Below are 18800 nucleotides of genomic sequence, written 5' to 3'. Positions count from 1 at the left end.
GCCGTCGGAGCGCAAAAGCACTCCCGGGGGAGGGGTGCCCGCCCCAGGATTCAGGATCACCCAGGAGGTGCGAAGAACTGTCGTACCCGCTGGCCAGCCAGACATCCAGACCGCTGGGGGTGGTCACACGGGCCACCGGTTCAGTCATGCGCAGGGGTGTGTAGCAGGGGTCGGGATCAAACGGGCACCTGTTTTGGGGCAGTGCTTCGCGGGCGGCGGGTGTGGCCCTGGGACTGGTTGGCTGCATCGTTGGGGGACATTCTGGTTCTTGTGCTGGTTCGGGTCCCGGAGGGCCCGGTTTACCGAGAAGTACCAGTCTCATTTGCTGTTCCACCGTCAGCATTGTGTGTGTCAAGCGCCGATAATGGTGATTTCGTCTAGTAACGGCAGGCGCAGGGTGTGAGCTATCAGCCGCAGGCCACTAAAGGCTGACGAGCGAGGCCTCGAGGGCTGCATCGGCGTCCCGAAGGACCTTGGCCGCCACTTCCAGCCCTTCAATCCGGCCTAGTGAAACGTCCTCGTGCTCGATATTCACCAGCATTTCCGGGTCGACCTCGTGCAGCGCCCGGAGGAACTCCGTCCAGAAGGCGGTGTCATGGCCGCGTCCCAGTGCCACGAAGTCCCAGGCAGAGTTCTTGGGCCATTCGTTGACCCATTCGTCGCCGCCAAGGTTGGTGCGGTCCTCGTCCGGGGAGAGCCGGCGGAAGCTGTTGTCCAGCACGCCGTACAGTGCCGCGTTGTCCTTGTTGATCCGGACGTCTTTCGCGGCGGCCTGGAACACCAGCGGTCCGAGTTCACGGACCACGGCCACCGGGTCCATCTGCTGCCAGAACAGGTGCGAGGCGTCCAATTCCACGCCGACATGCGTGGCGCCGGTCAGTGCCATGAGTTTGCGGACGTCGGCGGTATTGAAGACCAGGTTCTGGGGATGCAGCTCCAGGGCCACTTTGACGTCCAGTTCGCGGGCCAACTGGTCGATGTCCTTCCAGAACGCGGCCGCGATCTCCCACTGGTAGTCCAGGACGTCCAAGGCCGCCGAGTTCCAGGCGTTGACGATCCAGTTGGGCACCGTGGCGCCGGGTTCGCCTCCGGGCAGGCCGGACATGGTGACGACGCGGTCCTGGCCGAGGCGGTGAGCGAGCCGGATGGAGCGGCGGATGTCCTCGGCGTGCTTTTCGCCGATTTCCGGGTTGGGGTGCAGGGGGTTGCCGTTGCAGTTTAGGCCGGCGATCCACACGCCAGTACCTTCGAAAAGGGCCAGGAACTCGTCCCGTGCCGCGTCGCTCTCCAGGATCTCGTCAATGTTGGGCACGTGGACTGGAGGCAGGAATCCACCGGTGTTGATCTCGATGCCCGTCAGGCCCAGCTCCGCAACCACCTTTAGCGCCTCATGGAGGGGCCGGTCGTGCAGGATCGCGTTGTAGACGCCAAGCTTCATGCTTACTCCCTTGTATTAGAGCCCCTATACGGGGCTAGAACACCACTCAGCAATGCCCCTCAGCCTTATCGGCCAGGAAGCCGCGAGCAAGTTGGAGCGCTCTAATTAGATCGGAGCAGCTTTGTCCTGTCAATACTCCAGCTCGCGCTTTCAGAAGAGGTCGCAGCCGAAGCTACGTCGGGAAACTGCGGACCTTCGCAGCACAACCTCCGCCATCCGTAGAACTGCCCCTTTTTATGGTTCTCCCCCGCCTGCTTTAGAAAGCCGATAATGGACGTTATGTCAACTAAAGTTGCTATTGCTACCAAGCTTGTCAACCACAGTTGCCAGCGCTCATAATTGTCACTGTAGCAATCGACCGTCGATGAAGGGAAACACGATGGGCTGGTTTACCGAGGGCAGCGACCACGAAGGCTACGTCGTGTCCGTGTTCGCAGACGGCATGTACGGCTCGGGTGGCAGGTACATGCAGATCACCCTGATGACGCCCGACGGCCGGCCGGTCAGTCACGACAGCGATCCGGGCAGGGACGCGTGGCGGCCGCCGTCCCAGGTGGTCGGATGGAAAGTTGCCTGCAGTTGCGTCCCGTTCCGCGAACACGCCATCCTGGACCCGTTGTGGACCCGGGTCTGGGACCCCGCCGACGAGGACATCGCCGCGGGCCGAATTTACGCCGGTCCGCCTGACAGCGCTGATGCCGCTGACATCAGCGACCGGGAGGACCTGGAGCCAGTGTTCCTGGAGGTGTGGCACCGCCATGTCGCCCCGGACGCATCACTGCACACCATCGGCACCCTGAGCCAGACCCTGAAGGACCTTGAAGCCCAGCTCGAGGATGCAGTCGCAGCCGCCAGAGCCGCGGGTGTCTCCTGGGACAAGATCGGACGGGCGTTGGGAATCAGCCGCCAGGGAGCGCAAAAACGCTGGGAGACACGTGCTGGGCAAACAACTGCACAAACGTGAGGCGTGCAGCTCCCCCCGGAGCCAACCGGTCTTTTTAGTACTCGGATAAGGGCCGGCTGCGCCGGTCAACGGCCCTCGACGGCTGTTCCGGAGCAGTTTTCCTGGCCGCGGTGCTTGACGTTCCTGCGGGCGGCACTGACACTCGAACTCACCACATCAAAGGGGTTGGAGGCGGCCGTGAAAGGTCAGCGGATCGGCTACGTGCGCGTGAGCACACTGGACCAAAACGAACTGCGCCAGCTCGAGGGCCACGTCCTGGACAGAATTTTCAGGGACAAGGCTTCCGGCCGGGACACCGCCAGACCGCAGCTGACTGAGCTGCTGCGGTTCGTTCGCGACGGGGACACCGTGGTTGTGCACAGCATGGACCGGCTGGCCCGGAACCTGGATGATCTGCGCGCCCTCGTCCAGGGCCTTACCCGGCGAGGGGTGCGGGTGGAGTTCCTCAAGGAACAGCTCGTCTTCACTGGTGAGGACTCCCCCATCGCTAACCTCATGCTCTCCGTCATGGGTGCCTTCGCTGAATTTGAACGGTCACTGATCAAGGAACGGCAGCGCGAGGGCATCGCCTTGGCCCAGCAACGCGGCGCTTACAAAGGGCGGAAGAAGACCCTTACTCCGGAACGGGCAGCTGAGCTGATCCGGCGCGCCGGCAGCGGAGTCCCGAAAGTTGTTCTGGCCCGGGATTACGGGATCAGCAGGGAGACCGTCTATCAGTACCTCCGGCAGGCAGCTCCAGCCCGGGTCGCCTCCGCCAGTACGACGGCTTCTGCCGCGGCAGCGGGCAACCAGCAATGACCTACTACAGGTCGTTAATCAGCCATTGTGTCGGAACCGGGCGAAGCGGCTGTTGAATGCGTCTCGGGGTCAGTGAAAACAGCGAAGCATCGACGACATGTGAACACATCGCTGCAGCCCCGCCGCCCAGCCCAATGCGGTCCCGCAAATTCACATCTGAAGCAGTCCGCATCGGAATATGCAGCACCATCGGCATCAAGCCTGACCGTCATGGCTCGATGGTAGACGGCCGGCCCGACCCTGAATAGAGAACGCCGGACAAAGCGGACTCAACGTCCACGATGGTCGTTCATCCCGTGAAGGCCGTTCGTCGTGTTCCCAGCTTGCTTGAAGGTCCAGCCTGCAAGATGTGGGTGGAACTCCGGCCAACCGCTATTTGGCCGGAGTTTCGCCATTTCCGCTGCGCGGGCTTAACTGAATGCAGTCCCGGTGTACCGCAGTCGCTCCTACTTTCCCGGGGGACCTCGAAGCAGCGCTCCCCTCCCCCAGCGTTACGGTACGTCCGTTATCGACCCTTTCGGCCCAACTACTGCAGTGGTGGTTTTTGCTGGTGTGGGGACCCAAGGGGCCGAATTGTCGGTCCCGTTTGGTACCTTGCATCCATCAGCAAAAGTCTGGGGGTGATTAACATGGCTGAACGAAATTCCTACCACGTTGTTCCGGGCGAAGACGGCTGGAAAGCCGAGCGCGAAGGTTCGTCCCGGGCTTCTTCGGTTCACGACACACAGTCTGCGGCCATCGACGCTGCACGTGGTTATCTGTCCCGTTCTGGGGGCGGCGAACTAAACATCCACGGTAAGGACAACAAGATCAGGGCCAAGGACACAATTGCCCCTGGTAACGATCCCCGGAATACACCTGGATAAAAAGTCGAGGTCCCTGCGGCAGCCGCAGGGACCTCAAGTTCCTCGGTCCAGGGCGTGGTGGCACCACTTATCCGTCGTTACTACCGGCTAACGCATTGCAGGACAAGCCGAAGATGAGGCAGCGCAGATCCATTTTCGCCCGTTTCATTGCGCGCTAGGTGATGAAGCGGCGGCGCTGGAGCTATCCCCTCTTAGTCTCGTGATTAGATTTACCTATGCCTGCTGAGGAAGTCCAAGAAATCGGTCGCCGAGGGGCCGCGACCCTGAAACGTTGGCTCGAGGCCACGACCCATATAGAGCTTCCCTTCGACGCGTACAACAACAAGATCGACTGCATGGTCGACACCTTCACTGGCAAGAAGCAATTTGACTTGGTGGGTTACATGCTGACCGGGAAAAAGTGGCCCGTAATTGTTGAATCCAAGAAATACAAAACTGCCGGGGGACAGTACAAGGAATTTATGAAATTTCTTGCGATTGCCTATGCTCACACTGCAAAAGAGATTGTGGAGTATCAGTCCACGAGGGAGCCTCGCTTCTATTGGGTAACCTTTCACCCTTTTAACCTGGACAACTGGACCAAGCTTGAGACGGTAGGCCACATGCAGTTGGCACTTGAGCAGCATCCCGAGGTTCTCGATGGCCATCCCATTGACATCAACCTTCTCTCCGAAGTTGCCGCTCGGATCACAGTTCTTGTCTTCAATCCGAAGCAAGAGGAGTTAAGTCTTACGCGGGATGAGTTGGAAGAGATTCGTCCCGTCCTTAAGCGAAAGGTTGAAACGCTATGACAACTCTTGTGGACAGATTGCGTGAAATACGCGGCGAATATGTGCGCGAGGAGTATGCCTCACGCGTTAAGGACGCGGTACGTCAGCACCTCGAGAGTATGCGTGAAGGAGGTACTATCGAAGATACTCTTTATTTCAATCATAGCGCTATTCCTGACTTCGTTCTTTCCTGGCCGGGTCAAAAGAGAAAGCGTGACATCTTTATCCGCTCGTCTTATGCCGCGATTATTGCCGCCGATGAGCCTAAGCAGCTGCGGACGGGTGATCCCATTTTTATGTCCCTCGATGAACAGAAAACATTCGAGGAGCCGGATTTTGTGTTGAGCCCCCAAACACTTGCCGCCGCAACGGAAGGCACGACGCATACACTGGTGACCGATATGTCGGCCGTGCAAGAAATATCGGCTGAACGGCACTCTTCCAATCCTCTGTCAGCGGCAGTTCAGGCCAATTTCTTGAGTGGTGCCCGAGGGCTTGTCGACGAAGCAGTGGCTGAGGAACTTGTTGGAGACACTCCCCTAGCTAATGAGGCCAGCGTCACCGACCTCATTAGGACAAAGTTCTTCGAGGATGCCGTCCTAAGGATGGAACGGACCGCGGTTCTGGTGCAGTGGGTTCAAGCAGAGGCCCAGGGCGGGTTCGAACAGTCTGACTTGGGTGAACTAAGCGGGCGCATGTCGACCGAGGAAATTAGGAATATCCTTCCATGGATTCTTAAGCAAGATCATGTTCCGGAGAGCCCCAACTTTTGGAAGCGTTTGGGGGCCATGATGACATTTGAGCAACTGGAAAGCATTTCCAATGTGCTTGAGGGGTTCGATCTGACAGCTTTAGTCAGCGCAAACGCCAGGCAATGGTCGGCTCGGAGGGCCTATTTGGGCTTGAACACGCCAGCACCCGACGGCACTTTCCAGGAGCGGCCAGCTTGGACTGTTGACGGAGGAACGCTGGGCTTGGGCATGGGCGAGGAGCGCGTGAGGGTCAGCTTCAGTGGGCACAAACTTAGGAGTCGTCCGGGCTCTTCTATTCCGCGATGGGACGCTCTTACAGATCAATTGGCCAATTACAGCGTGCGCTCCGTCAGTCTTGCTGGCATTGAACGATCGCTAACCATAGAAGCCCGGCAAAGTCGGGACATCAACGCTGATGTTGAAGCCGTAATCGGTTCTGTTTCCGATGACTATTTCGTTAATACGATCCAGTTGGCGATTCCTACAGCGACTGACGATTCCGAGGCTAACGTCGAAGTTGACTTCGCGGGATCAATAGCGGCGTCCTCAAGTCCAGTAGAGCTATCGGCGCTCACGCAAGTGGGCCTAGATGTACTTGGGTTCGGTCGTTTGCGCGGCCGCGGACTCGTTGAGGCCGCTTTGGGGCTTGAAGAACGAGAAGACGAGTCTGCGTCTCAAGGTGATTGATAGGCGGTAACTGGGGGCTTCGTTCCTTGGCTACGCAAATTGACCTGCGCGCAGTTCAGCTTTACAGAATCACCATTATCGGCGTTTGGTAGCAGGAGTGGAAAAGTTGCGAGACTTTGGACCGGAGGGTCCGGGATCCGAATAAGAAGGTCGGAGGTTCCCGGACATGCCACAATCCACGTACGGTGCCGATCCGGACTTCTGAGCGAAAACAGTATTGGCGTGCTGGACGTCTTCTGTTTGCTAAGGGGACAGCGGTGGTGGGGAATGAACAGGTCAAGAACCTTCGAGGTAATCGAGGACTGCGTCCGCTGTGTGAGTATCTGTAATGAGCTTTCCGAAAAAGCCCGCCCGGGCGGCACCGACAATGCTGCTGGCTTTTCCGGCACCCACCGCGACCCCGACCGTATGCGGGATACCGCGCAGAATTTCCGGGGACGTAGAGATAATCCGGTCACTGCCGGGGAAGTCCACTCGCTTGCCCCGGATGTCGAAGAAATTCAGACACACATCCCCTACAGCACGCGATAAAGAGTCATCGTCCTTCGGGATGAAGCGCGATATGGAGCTGCGGGTCGTGGGAGCGGCGCCCACCCCGAGAAGTGCCCCCTTGGCCGATTCCCACAGGCGGTGGATCCGCTGGAAGTCCGGGTCCCGTTGCAGGAATTGGTGCATTTCTGGGGAAGGCAAGGCCTGGGTCCAGAGGAAGGCGGGGTGCGCACCGGTGTGTTCGGCCATTGCCCGCGCAATTTCGTTGGTCTGGTACCAGGGTTCCGGCTCGGTCTGACCGCCAACGCTGGGTGCCACGATGACGCCTGGAAGTTTTGGTAGGACTGCCTGGCTCAATTCATAGATTGTCCGACCGGATGAGGCCAACAGCACGTCCCCTGGCGCCAAGGCCATATCGGTCACGGCCTCTGCCACGAGGGGCAAGAGCCCTACGCGTAGGCGCCGGGACTGGTCGCCCTCAGCTAGATAGACCTGCTGCAGGGAAAGTGCGGCTGCAAGATCCTTGCCAAGGGTATTGGAGGCTGTGACTGCCGGATTAGTCACCTCGATTTGAACGATGCCGATGCGCCGCGCCTCAGCCAAAAGCCGGCTCACAGTTGACCTCGAAACGTTCAGTTTCTCGGCGATCGTCACCTGGTTGACGTCTTCGACGTAGTACATACGTGCTGCGTCATAGAGAGTGTCCAGCGGGAATTTCCCGCTGAAGCCCGCTGGGTCGTCAGTGGTGTTCCCCATACATGGTCCCTTCGTTGGTCAGTTACCTAGATAATATCCGATCACTGAACAAAATTTCACAGCGGGATCACTTGTGAAATTTTGTTTTTGACATTTGTGCAGCGAGCTTCCACACTGGACTTTTATTAGACGCACGTCACACGATCCCTAGGAGGCGGTCATGTCAGTGACCTATACGGAAGCAACTGAAACTGGTAGCGGCGTACCGGCGGTGATGCAGGCAGTCATCTGTCACGGTCCGGAGAACTACACCCTTGAAACGGTGGATACGCCGGTTCCCGCTGAGGATGAGCTGCTCATGAAAGTCGAGGCAGTTGGGGTTTGCGCCAGCGACCTCAAGTGCTATCACGGGGCAGCAAAGTTCTGGGGAGACGAAAACCGGCCCGCCTGGGCGCAGAAGGAAGTTACGCCCGGGCACGAGTTCGTGGGAACGATCGTCAGCGGCAGCAAAGCAGCACTTGCCCACCATAATCTCAGCCTCGGCGACCGGATCGCCTGCGAGCAAATCGTTCCCTGCGAGGAATGCCGTTACTGCAAGCGCGGGCAGTACTGGATGTGCGGACCACACGACATGTTCGGCTTCCGTAACTACAACGGCGCCATGGCCGAATACCTCGTGGTCCCCCGGAACGCCCGCACCCATAGGGTTTCCAAGGACCTTGCCCCGCAGCATGCTGCATTCGCCGAGCCGCTGTCATGCTCCCTGCATGCGGTGGAACGAGCCGACATTCAGTTCGGCGATGTCGTGGTAATCGCCGGGTGCGGTCCCATCGGGTTGGGGATGATCGCAGGTGCCAAAGCCAAGAGCCCTCTCAAAGTAGTGGCCCTCGACATGTCAGACGACAAACTGGCTCTTGCCCGCAAGTGTGGTGCCGACGTCGTGATCAACGTGGGCCGAGAGGACGCAGTCCAGATCGTCAAGGACATGACAGAAGGCTACGGTGCGGACGTCTATATCGAAGGCACCGGGCATCCGTCAGCCGTCGGACAGGGCCTGAACCTGCTGCGCAAGCTGGGAACCTACGTTGAATACTCTGTTTTCGGATCCGATGTCTCCGTCGATTGGTCCATTATCAGCGACGACAAGGAACTCGACGTCCGTGGAGCGCACCTTGGACCCCATTGCTGGCCGGCCGCCATCAAGATGATTGAATCCGGAATCTTGCCGATGGATGAGATCTGCACCGACCAGTTCCCTCTCGACAGGTTCCAGGACGCGCTGGATCTTGTCGGAGACACGGCGGGCGCCTCAGTCAAGGTCTCCATCTTGCCGGGTTCCGCACGTTAGACCCTGCACTTCCTAAGTCACCTGCCCTTCCCGGGCTCCGTTGCAGGCTTGCGGAAGGCAAGCACACCCAAAACAAAGGCGTTTACCCATGACTACATATGCCACGCCCGCTGTCGTTTCCCGCGAAAGACTGTTGGACAGGATCGGCATCCCGCACTCACTCCGCTGGGGGTTCCTTGGAGTTCTGATTTTCATGACCGGCAACGGTGTCGAGTCAAACTTCATCGCTCCCCACATGGCTTACGCCCTGGGCAGCCAGGCCATGCTGGCCCCGACTATCATCGCTATGTACGGCGTGGCAGTCACGCTCGCCTCCTATCTGTCCGGCGCCCTTTCTGACCTGATCGGTCCGCGGCGCGTCATGGCGCTTGGCTTCGCGACCTGGGTCGTCTTTGAGGTGCTATTCCTGGTAAGTCTGAACGCCGGTTTCACGGCTGGCATCATGGCCAGCTACTTTCTGCGCGGACTCGGCTACCCTCTCTTCGCGTTCGCGTTCCTCGTGTGGATCAACACGGTGGCACCGCGGAAGAGCAACGGTACTGCGGTGGGCTGGTTCTACGTGATGTTCACCGGAGGCCTGCCGACCTTTGGTTCGTTGTTTGCCCTGACTTTCATCCCGGTTTTTGGCGGCGGCCGTACCGGGGAATTCTTGACCATGGCTGCTTCGATCGTTCTGGTGACGGCCGGTTTCCTCATTGCTTGGTTGGGTGTCAGGGAAGAACGGGGCACCCAGCGGCTTGCCCCGGCAGGGGAATCGACGGCGGCAGTTCTTTCCGGAGGTATCCGCCTCCTCGCACGTGAACCCAGGATTCTCATGGGCTTCATCGTGCGGCTTATCAATACTGCACCCCAGTACGGGATGTTCGTGATCTTGCCCGGCGTGATCGGGGGCAGCCTTGGATGGTCACAGACCCAGTGGTTGATGATGACCGTCATCGTTTACGCGTCCAACATCGCCTTCAATGCGCTGTTTGGCGCCATTGGCGACAAGTGGGGCTGGCAGCGCACCGTCCGCTGGTTCGGCGTCGTGGGTTCAGCCGCCGGGCTGCTGGCCTGGTGGTACGTTCCCCACCTGGTGGAACCAGGCTCGGAGTGGGGCTACTGGCTGTCGGTCCTGGCGGGCGTGGCGTTTGGCATCATGCTGGCCGGCTTTGTCCCTATGGGTGCCATCATGCCGGCCCTGACTCCCGCCCATAAGGGTGCAGCGATGGCCATGTACACCACCGCCGCAGGCGGGGCTGCGTTCCTCGGTGCGGCCGTCGTCGCAGCTGTTCTTCCGTGGGGAGGAAACGTCGGCGTGGTGTGGGCATTCGTGGCCCTGTACGGCGTGGCTTTCGTCCTAACCGCCTTCCTGAAGGTTCCGGCCGACACAGCCGGATTCCGGCACCACTAAACAATAGACATCGAGCTTTTGGAGCAACAACCATGACCAGGATTTTCAACGATCCCGCTGAATTCGCCGAAGACCAGTTCACTGGCTTCCTCGACCTCTACTCAGACCGCCTGCGCGGTGTACCCGGCGGGGCAGTGGCGCTGAGGTCAGGTGACCCGCAGGTGGCAGTGGTTGTCGGCGGCGGCTCGGGACACTATCCGGCCTTTGCAGGCCTTGTCGGACAAGGCTTCGCCACAGGCGCCGTCGTCGGCAACGTCTTCACATCCCCCTCCGCGGCCCAGGTCTACTCCGTGGCAAAGGCCGCCCACCAAGGACGGGGCGTCATCCTGACTTTCGGCAACTACGCCGGGGACAACATGAATTTCGGGATCGCCGCCGAACGCCTGCGCAAGGAAGGTATCGACGTCCGGATCGTGGTGGTTACCGATGACATCGCTTCCGCCGCTGAAGAGGACAAGCGACGTGGGATCGCGGGCGACTTCACTGTCTTCAAGGTGTTGGGCGCTGCCGCCGCTGCCGGACTGGACATCGACGGCGTCGAGCGGGCAGGACGGCAGGCAAATGCTGCAACCCGGACCATCGGTGTCGCATTCTCCGGATGCACCATGCCCGGTGCGGAACGTCCCCTGTTCACAGTCCCCGAGGGCCAATTGGGTCTGGGCCTAGGCATCCACGGTGAGCCTGGCATCCGCGACGAGGCGATGCCCCGTGCGGACGAACTAGCCAAGCTCATGGTGGACTCTCTCCTGAAGGCCGCCCCGCAGGGCGCGGGCAAACGCGTGGCTCCAATCCTCAACGGCCTGGGCACTACCAAGTACGAGGAACTCTTCCTGCTCTGGGGAACAGTGGCAGGGCTGCTCAGGCACGCCGGCCTCGAAGTTGTTGAACCTGAAGTCGGTGAACTGGTCACAAGCCTGGACATGGGTGGTGTTTCCCTCACCCTGACATGGCTGGACGACGAACTGGAAGCCTTCTGGACCGCCGATGCCTACACGCCGGCGTTCCGCAAACAACGCGCGCCGATTGCCGCAATCCAGGGGTCCACACCGGGCGTTGCCGGGGAGGCCCGGGAGGCCGCAGTGATCCCGGCAGCCAGCCCCGCAGCCCGCACGCTCGCTGACGCAGCAGTTGATGCACTGAACCTCATGGCGCAGATCCTGCACCGGAACGAAGCCAGACTCGGTGAGATCGATGCTGTCGCCGGCGACGGCGACCATGGCCGTGGCATGGTCAAAGGCGTTAACGCCGCGCTTGCCGCTGCGCAAACTGCCTTTACCGGCGGAGCCGGCATCGCCTGGCTCCTACAGTCGGCCGGTCAAAGCTGGGCAGAACATGCCGGGGGTACTTCCGGAGTCCTGTGGGGAGCGGCACTTGAATCGGCAGGCCAATCGCTGGCCGACACACGGGACGTCTACTCGGACGCCGACCTTGTGGCAGCAGCCGAAGCCTTCTCCGGCGCCATCCTGGACCTCGGCCGGGCGACCATCGGGGATAAGACGTTGGTGGACGCACTGCTGCCATTCATTGCTGAACTGAAGTCCGGCGTCAATCAGGGACTGGAACTCCGAGATGCCTGGCAAGCCGCCGCCACAGTCGCCGTCAAGAAGGCCGCCGATACCGCCGCCCTAAGCCCCAAACTGGGCCGCGCCCGTCCGCTGGCGGAGAAGTCCATCGGCACGCCCGATGCAGGCGCAACCTCCTTCGCCCTTTTGGCCAGCGGCCTGGCCGAATTCCGCATCAAAGCCGCGGCTTCCTGAAACCCAGCATCCCTTCACTTAAGGAACATCATCTTCGTGACTAAGAAACTTCGAATTGTCGTCGGCTGCGACGACGCAGGCTACGAATACAAGGAAGCCCTGAAGCAGGACCTTGCCACCAACGACCTCGTGGCTGAGGTCCTCGATGTAGGCGTGGGCGCTGATGGTCACACCGCCTACCCGCACATCGCCGTCGAGGCAGCACGCATGGTGGCCGACGGCGCAGCGGATCGGGCACTCCTGGTGTGCGGCACCGGACTCGGTGTGGCAATCGCCGCGAACAAGATCAAGGGTGTCCGCGCCGTTACGGCCCACGATTCCTTCTCGGTGGAGCGCTCGGTGCTGAGCAACAACGCACAAATCCTCTGTATGGGCCAACGCGTGATCGGCCTCGAGCTTGCCCGCCGGCTGGCCGGGGAATGGCTGGGATACACCTTCGATGAAGGCAGCGCCTCGGCGGACAAGGTTGCAGCGATCTGCGGCTATGAGGAACCAAGGTCGGCCTAGCCCTGGCGGGCCGCTTGCTCGGGAGGCGCCCGGAATTGTCAGCAGCTCAATGGAACCTGCAGGCATTCCCGGCGCCTCCCGGCTCAAGGAGCCATTGCATCCCACGTTAAACCGGGAGCCAAGAGCCTTGCCCTCAAAGCGCGGGCGTCTTTCCTATTTTCGAGAAGCAGGCCAGAGATGCGCTTGCGGCCGAGGCACGCTTATGCTGTGCGTCCGCTCGAGCGTCCTCCGTCGGCCGGTAAATTTCCGGCGTGGGGGCGGGTGACCACAACTCGCACGCCCTTCGATTCAAGCCTGTGGATGTGCTCTTTGTCCGTCTGTGAGTCGACGATGACGACGTCAAAATCAGCCAGGGGTGCCAGGGCGTAGAGGGCCCTCCTGTCGAACTTCGTGTGATCGGCAAGCAGAATGCGTTGCGAGGCGCAGTCGAACATAGCGCGTTTGACGTCCACCGTCTCCTGACTTTGAAAGAAGCATGTGTCGTCGCTGATAGCTGCCGTGGACATGATGTAGACGTCCGCCCGGAGTTTCCTGATGGCGTCTGTGGTCATGCCGCCCATGAAGGCGCTACACCAGTTGTAGTAGGCGCCGCCGAGACCGACAAGGGATATCCCCCTGGTGCCTTTCAGTTCTTCCAGAATCGTCAGGGCGTTGGTGATGACGGTTAGCGGTGCCCGGACGGGCAGCATCCTCGCCAGCTGGAGCACCGTGGTGGAGTCGTCGAGAAAGACGGCTTGGCCAGGTTCGAGGAAATCGAGCGCAGTGCGCGCGATGTCCCTCTTTTCCCCTTGCTGCTGATTGCTTCGATAGACATCGCTGGACTCCACGAGGCTGGATGAGAGTGCCGTGGCGATACCCCGGGACTTCCGCAGAAGGCCGCGGGCTTCCAGTTCGTCCAGGTCTCGGTGCACTGTCATCTGGCTTGTGCCGAACCGCTCCGCGAGCTGGTCGATGCGGACAGCCCCTTCTGCCATCACCATCTCGGAGATTGCCCGCTGGCGCTCAAGCTGACGGGATTGACGGCCAGCCGGACCCGTTCTGTCAGCCATCACATCTTCCTCCCGCTGTCCTTGCACCAGCTACACCACCGCTCGCGCAGCCTCATCGATGATAGCTGCCAACGTGTCGACTCTGTGGGCGAACCGGCCGAGGAAAAGCCCGTCAACGCCGCCATCGAGTTCACTGAGCAGTCCGTGTCCGGCACTTCCACCATAAATGACATGTCCCTTGGCGCGGCCTGATGAGTCGAGCCACTCCCGCACCCTGCCGCAAACGGCGACAATGTGCTCGCTGTCCGCCGGTTCGGCAGCTCCGATAGCCCAGACGGGCTCGTAGGCAACGACCACCCGTGGTGCCGCCGTCGGGACCTTAGCGGTGTCCGGCGAGAGCGGCAGTGCTGTGGCCAGCTGGGCGATGCAGGCTTCCGCGGCCTCCTGCGCGGATCCCCGCTGAGTTTCTCCGATGCATATGACTGGGATTAGTCCGTTCCGGAGGGCGGCGGCTGTCTTGGCGCTCACAACTTCATCTGATTCGCCGAAGAGCCGGCGGCGCTCGGCGTGGCCCACTTCAACGTAGGCGCAGCCGACTTCCGCGAGGCCGATCCCGCTGACTTCCCCGGTATAGGCTCCCCGATCCTCCCAGTGCAGATCCTGAGCGCCGAGCTCCACGGATGTGTCCGCAAAGACCTTCTTTGCCAGTGCCAAAGACGGGAAACTCGGCAGGACGAATAGGGACACACTCCCATTCCTCACCGCCGGATGCTCCCGCGCAAGCTGAGCGACCTGGCGGCACCACTCCATCGTCTCCCGATGGCTGAAGTAGAGCTTGAGGCTGATGCCCAGGAGTGTGGGTTTCGCCGCACTCACCAGCTCTGCCTGAGGGGTTTCTTGGCCGCGTTTTTCAACCATTATCGGCTTCGTAATCGTTCATGAGCTTCACTTTGGCGGCAGAAGGCGAAGAGTCATCGAAGCGGTAGGTCAGCCATTCGCGGGCCAAGCGCCGGGCGAGCTCAAGGCCGATGACACGCTGCCCGAAGGTGAGCACCTGCGCGTTGTTGCTGAGGACCGACCGCTCAACGGAGTAGCTGTCGTGGGCGGTGACAGCGCGGATTCCTTCGACTTTGTTGGCGGCGATCGCCACGCCGAGTCCCGTCCCGCACACCAGGAGCGCCCGGTCTGCCTTGCCGTCCGCGATCAGCTCCGCTGCGCCGATGGCGATGGTCGGGTAGGGAGTGGTGCCGTTCTCGTCAACGCCCACGTCAGTGACCGATTCGACGAGGTCGTTTTTCTCGAGGTCGGCCTTCAGCGCGTTCTTATAGGCCAGTCCGGCGTCATCGCTGCCGACAACAATCCTCAGCTTGTCAGTCATGGGTTCTCTCCTTCGAAGTGAGCTGCTCGGCAACCGAGCGAATGATCAGTGCCATGGAGACCGCTCCGGCGTCCGGGGTACCGAGACTCTTCTGTGCCAGAGGGCGAGCACGTCCCATTTTGGGCAGCAGGTTCGCCGTCGCCGCGGCCGATTCCTCGGCCACTGCGGTGGCCGCGATCCAGGCGTTGCTCAGGGATTTGCCGGCAGCAACTTCGTCTTCGAGCGCTTGGGCGAAGGGGACCAGGACGTCCACCAGGGTCTTGTCGCCCAGTTGGGCCTTGCCGAAGTCCATGATCTTCCCGCCGGCCTCCATGATAGCTCCAGCCACTGTGGCGGCGGAGGGGACCTCGAGGTCGCCGAAGCACTGCCCCAGCGTGTTCAGCAGCATCCCCCAGAGGGCCCCGGAGGTGCCTCCGGCTTTGTGGGCCCACGCGTCGCCGGCCAGAGTGAGGGTGGTCCCCGCCCCGGCGCCGCGGGACACGGCGTGGGAGCCTGCCGCCGCCGCCGCCGTGGCTCCGCGTTGCATCCCGATTCCGTGGTCGCCGTCGCCAGCGATGGAGTCGATGCGCCCCAGCTCTTCAACGTTGGCGTCGACCACTTTCTGGAGCGCATCCAGGAGCTCTCGGATTTGGCCTGCAGCCAGGCGGGAAACATCCGAGGCTTCCGGCAGCTCCTCCGTGGCGCCGAGCTCCGCAGCGGACAGGGCCGCGGCAACGGCCTGCTCTTCGACCGCTCCCTTGCGGTAGGCGGGGGTGCTGGCAGGGGCCCGCCAGTAGCGCTCGAGCTCCTCGTCCAGCCATATCAGGCTGAGTGACACGCCAGCCATCTGGAAGCTGGTCACCATTTCGCCGATCTCGGGGTCGACGACAGAGTAGCCGGCCTCGGCCAGAAGCTGGGCAACCCGCCGGTACACCACGAAGAGTTCCTCGGACTTTACTGTGCCAAGGCCGTTAAGGATAAGTCCGACGCGGCCTCCCTGCGATCCGTCCGGGGCTTCCTCCAGCAGGGAGCGAACCAGTAGTTCGGCCGCCTCGTTGGCCGTGGGAAGGTCCTCCTCGCGGATCCCCGGCTCTCCGTGGATCCCCATACCCACCGCCATCTTGCCTTCGGGGACGGTGAAGAGCGGCTGGGTAGCGCCAGGGAGGGTGCAGCCGGAAAATGCGATACCGAAGGAGCGGGTCAGGCTGTTGGCCAGGGCCGCGAGGCGGACCACTTCGTCAAGGCTGTGCCCTGCATCAGCACTGGCGCCGGCGATCTTGAACACCGCGAGGTCACCGGCGATCCCACGGCGCTTGTGTGCCTCGGAGGCGGAGGCGCTGGAGATGTCGTCGGTCACCGCGACCGTGGCGGTGCGGATCCCCTCGGCGTTCAGGCGTTCCTGGGCTTGATTGAAGTTCAGGACATCTCCGGCGTAATTGCCGTACGTGAGGAGGACGCCGCCTCCTTTTTCGGCACTCTTGGCCACGGAGTACACCTGCTGCGCTGAGGGCGAGGCGAAGATGTTCCCCATTGCGGCACCGTGGGCGAGTCCCTGCCCCACGAGTCCAGCGAAGGCGGGGTAGTGGCCGGAGCCACCTCCGGTGATGACGGCCACCGTGCCGGGTTTGGTCTCCGTCGAACGCACGACGCCGCCAGGGACCTGGCGGACCCAGCCGGGGTAGGCGGCAGTGAAGCCTGCGGTGAGTTCGTCAGCGAAGTCTGCGGGGTTGTTGAAGAGGTATGCCATGTGAAGGATCTCCTTGGCCGAGAAGCCAGCCAGCCAGCCGGGGCCGCCTGCGCCCAATGAACGTCGGCGGCCCCGTGAACGCTACTGCGAAAGGGTGAATGCGGAGGTGTACTTGGAGATGTTGTCCTTGTTGACGAGCGTGCAGTCGAAGGCCTGCTTCTCTGTCTCGGCGCCTGTCTTGCCGCTCTTGATCAAGGAATCGGCCTGCTGGACAGCCTTCTTCGAGAACTCAACGACGGGCTGCAGCACAGTGTAGGAAAGCTCCCCGGCTTTGACTGAGTCTGCCGCGTCAGGTGCGCCGTCGAAGCCGCCGACCTTGACGGATGCCAGTTTGCCCGCTTCCTTCAGCGCCGCGATGGCACCCAGCGCCATCTGGTCGTTGCCTGCGAGGACTCCTTGGATGTCAGGGTTTGCCTGGAGCATCGTCTGCATCTTGTCATGTCCCTGCTTTTGGTCCCAGTTGGCGACCTCGGAGGCGACCAGCTTCATGTCGGGGACCTGCGAAAGGACTGTGGCGTAACCATTCGAGCGGGTGGCGGCATTGTTGTCGGACGGCGCCCCCTTGAGCTCGACGTACTTGCCCTTGCCGCCCATCGCCTTGACGAACTCCTGTGCGCCGAGGGCAGCCCCTTGGGCGTTGTTGGAGACAAGTTGGCCCTTGGCGAGGCCCTGCTGGTTGATCTCGGCATTGATCGTGAACACGGGGATACCTGCGTTCACAGCCTTCTGGACGGCGCCCACCGACCCGTCGGCGTTGGCCGGGTCGAGCAGGATGGCGGCGGACTTGTTGGTGATCGCGGCGTCGATGAGGTCACTCTCGGTCTTGGTGTCTCCCTTGTGGCTGGTCACCGTCACCTGGTACCCGAGCTTCTCTCCTTCGGACTTGGCCGCATCGCCCTCGGTCTTCCAGTAAGGGTTCGCAGGATCATTCACAATCACCGTCATGACCTTGCTGCCACCGCCTCCACCGCCCGTCGAGGAGCTCGGAGAGCCTTGGCCCGAGGAGCCGCCGCAGGCGGAGAGGGTGAAGATAGCCACGCCGGCAACAGCGGCGACAGCAGCCTTACGAAACATAGTGGTGCCTTTCATGGAGCGTTGGTTAGTAGAGTGGATTGCTGCGTATCTAGGGGGTCGGAGCAGGCGTGCTCTCGGCGCCCTTGCTGGGGGTTGGCGTCTGGCTGCCTCCGGATGCAGCGGGCTTGACCCGCTTGGCGCGGTATTCGACGCGGTTCAGCATGACCGCCACGACGATGACGGCGCCCTTGAAGACCATCTGCCAGTACTCGGAGACGCCGATAATCACCAGGCCGTCGGAGAGGAAACCGATCACGAAGGCGCCCAGCAACACACCTCGGATATTGCCGCGGCCCCCGGAGAGTGCGGCGCCGCCGATGACGACGGCGGCGATCGCGGTGAGTTCGAAGGAATTGCCTGCTGTGGGGTTCGCGGAGGTTAGCTCCGAAGCCACAATCACGCCTGCGATGCCTGCGCAGATGCCGGAAATCACGTAGATTCTGACCTTGACCTGCTTGACCGGGATGCCCGACAGCTCAGCGGCGCGCTCGTTGCCGCCGGACGCGTAGAGCCAGCGTCCGAAGGGGCTACGGCTGAGGACCACCGCGGCGACGGCAGCGATCACGACCATGAACAGTACCCCGATCGGGATGCCGAAAAGGCGGTTGAAGCCGAACCATTCGAAGCCAGTGTTGCCAAGGGCAGCTTCTCCGCGAAGGTTTGGGTAGGTCAGACCACCCGTGATGAGGAGCGCCGCGCCGCGCACCACATAGAGGGTTCCGAGTGTGGCAACGAACGGCGCGACTCCGAAGCGGGAGACGAGCGTGCCGTTGATCCATCCGACCAGCGCTCCGACTGCCACGGCTACGACGACTGCCACCCAGGCGGACGGGTAGAAGGCAATCCCGAGGGCGGGGATCTTGACGCCTTGGAGCAGGAAGCCGGCGATCACGCCGGAGAGGCCAACAGTGGAGCCGACCGACAGGTCGATGCCGCCGTTGAGGATGACCATGAGCATGCCGACGGCCAGGATTGCGAAGATCGCCACGTGCGAGGACATGGTCAGGAAGTTGTCGACTGTTAGGTAGTTGGGCGAGAGGAACGAGAAGGCCACGATGATCACGATCAGGGCGATGAACGCCCGGCCTTCGAGGAGCAGCCGGGGGATGTCCAGGCCGCCGCTGGGGCGGGCGGTCTTCGCGCCCGCGGGAGCTAACGTGGTGCTCAT

General features: G+C 61.6%; 17 protein-coding genes. 9 read left to right on the top strand and 8 right to left on the bottom strand.

The window, feature by feature from the left end:
* Positions 1–421: 421 nt before the first annotated feature.
* Entirely contained in the window at positions 422–1438 is a 1017-nt protein-coding gene (locus tag AC3IMC_RS18525; RefSeq protein WP_490920226.1) for a sugar phosphate isomerase/epimerase family protein, read from the bottom strand.
* Positions 1439–1802: 364 nt separating this feature from the next.
* Between AC3IMC_RS18525 and AC3IMC_RS18520 the strand changes: the two genes are divergently transcribed.
* From AC3IMC_RS18520 to AC3IMC_RS18500, 5 genes are all read left to right on the top strand, one after another.
* On the top strand, positions 1803–2402 hold the full coding sequence (locus AC3IMC_RS18520; protein ID WP_490920225.1) for a hypothetical protein: 600 nt from the start codon (positions 1803–1805) through the stop codon (positions 2400–2402).
* Between the two features lie 177 nt (positions 2403–2579).
* On the top strand, positions 2580–3200 hold the full coding sequence (locus AC3IMC_RS18515; protein WP_490920222.1) for a recombinase family protein: 621 nt from the start codon (positions 2580–2582) through the stop codon (positions 3198–3200).
* Between the two features lie 281 nt (positions 3201–3481).
* On the top strand, positions 3482–4066 hold the full coding sequence (locus AC3IMC_RS18510; protein WP_490920220.1) for a DUF2188 domain-containing protein: 585 nt from the start codon (positions 3482–3484) through the stop codon (positions 4064–4066).
* Between the two features lie 215 nt (positions 4067–4281).
* Positions 4282–4857 carry a hypothetical protein gene (locus tag AC3IMC_RS18505; RefSeq protein WP_490920218.1) on the top strand — a complete coding sequence of 192 codons (576 nt, stop codon included), beginning with the start codon at positions 4282–4284 and terminating at the stop codon, positions 4855–4857.
* On the top strand, positions 4854–6275 hold the full coding sequence (locus tag AC3IMC_RS18500; protein ID WP_490920217.1) for a hypothetical protein: 1422 nt from the start codon (positions 4854–4856) through the stop codon (positions 6273–6275). Before AC3IMC_RS18505 ends, AC3IMC_RS18500 begins: the two co-directional genes overlap by 4 nt.
* A gap of 276 nt (positions 6276–6551) precedes the next feature.
* Here the strand turns inward: AC3IMC_RS18500 and AC3IMC_RS18495 are convergent, their stop codons facing one another.
* Positions 6552–7520: a sugar-binding transcriptional regulator gene (locus tag AC3IMC_RS18495; RefSeq protein ID WP_490920216.1), complete on the bottom strand. Its 969-nt coding sequence runs from the start codon at positions 7518–7520 to the stop codon at positions 6552–6554.
* 160 nt (positions 7521–7680) lie between these two features.
* Between AC3IMC_RS18495 and AC3IMC_RS18490 the strand changes: the two genes are divergently transcribed.
* The 4 genes from AC3IMC_RS18490 (at position 7681) to AC3IMC_RS18475 (ending at position 12465) form a co-directional block, all read left to right on the top strand.
* Positions 7681–8808 carry a zinc-binding dehydrogenase gene (locus tag AC3IMC_RS18490; protein WP_490920215.1) on the top strand — a complete coding sequence of 376 codons (1128 nt, stop codon included), beginning with the start codon at positions 7681–7683 and terminating at the stop codon, positions 8806–8808.
* Positions 8809–8896: 88 nt separating this feature from the next.
* The gene (locus AC3IMC_RS18485; protein WP_490920214.1) at positions 8897–10201 is read left to right on the top strand and encodes an RbtT/DalT/CsbX family MFS transporter; all 1305 of its coding nucleotides are present in this window, start codon (positions 8897–8899) and stop codon (positions 10199–10201) included.
* Positions 10202–10233: 32 nt separating this feature from the next.
* Positions 10234–11958, top strand: a complete 1725-nt coding sequence (locus tag AC3IMC_RS18480) for a dihydroxyacetone kinase family protein (protein WP_490920213.1) — start codon at positions 10234–10236, stop codon at positions 11956–11958.
* A 36-nt stretch (positions 11959–11994) separates the two neighbouring features.
* Entirely contained in the window at positions 11995–12465 is a 471-nt protein-coding gene (locus tag AC3IMC_RS18475) for a ribose-5-phosphate isomerase (protein ID WP_490920212.1), read from the top strand.
* Between the two features lie 200 nt (positions 12466–12665).
* Here AC3IMC_RS18475 and AC3IMC_RS18470 read toward each other — a convergent pair whose 3' ends face one another.
* From AC3IMC_RS18470 to AC3IMC_RS18445, 6 genes are all read right to left on the bottom strand, one after another.
* Positions 12666–13514: a DeoR/GlpR family DNA-binding transcription regulator gene (locus tag AC3IMC_RS18470; RefSeq protein WP_490920211.1), complete on the bottom strand. Its 849-nt coding sequence runs from the start codon at positions 13512–13514 to the stop codon at positions 12666–12668.
* 30 nt (positions 13515–13544) lie between these two features.
* Positions 13545–14372, bottom strand: coding sequence for a triose-phosphate isomerase family protein (locus tag AC3IMC_RS18465; RefSeq protein WP_490920210.1), 828 nt, complete (start codon positions 14370–14372; stop codon positions 13545–13547).
* Complete coding sequence (locus tag AC3IMC_RS18460) at positions 14365–14832, bottom strand: ribose-5-phosphate isomerase (protein WP_490920209.1); 468 nt, start codon at positions 14830–14832, stop codon at positions 14365–14367. The genes AC3IMC_RS18465 and AC3IMC_RS18460 overlap by 8 nt, the downstream gene beginning before the upstream one ends.
* The gene (locus AC3IMC_RS18455; RefSeq protein WP_490920207.1) at positions 14825–16558 is read right to left on the bottom strand and encodes a dihydroxyacetone kinase family protein; all 1734 of its coding nucleotides are present in this window, start codon (positions 16556–16558) and stop codon (positions 14825–14827) included. Before AC3IMC_RS18455 ends, AC3IMC_RS18460 begins: the two co-directional genes overlap by 8 nt.
* Positions 16559–16639: 81 nt before the next feature.
* The gene (locus tag AC3IMC_RS18450; RefSeq protein WP_490920206.1) at positions 16640–17647 is read right to left on the bottom strand and encodes a D-ribose ABC transporter substrate-binding protein; all 1008 of its coding nucleotides are present in this window, start codon (positions 17645–17647) and stop codon (positions 16640–16642) included.
* Positions 17648–17681: 34 nt separating this feature from the next.
* A complete protein-coding gene (locus AC3IMC_RS18445) occupies positions 17682–18800 on the bottom strand; it encodes an ABC transporter permease (protein ID WP_490920204.1) in 1119 nt (372 codons plus the stop codon).

It is taken from the genome of Arthrobacter sp. E70, assembly GCF_058266945.1.
Note: the sequence above shows the minus strand (reverse complement) of the source record. Positions and strands in the feature narration are given on the sequence as shown.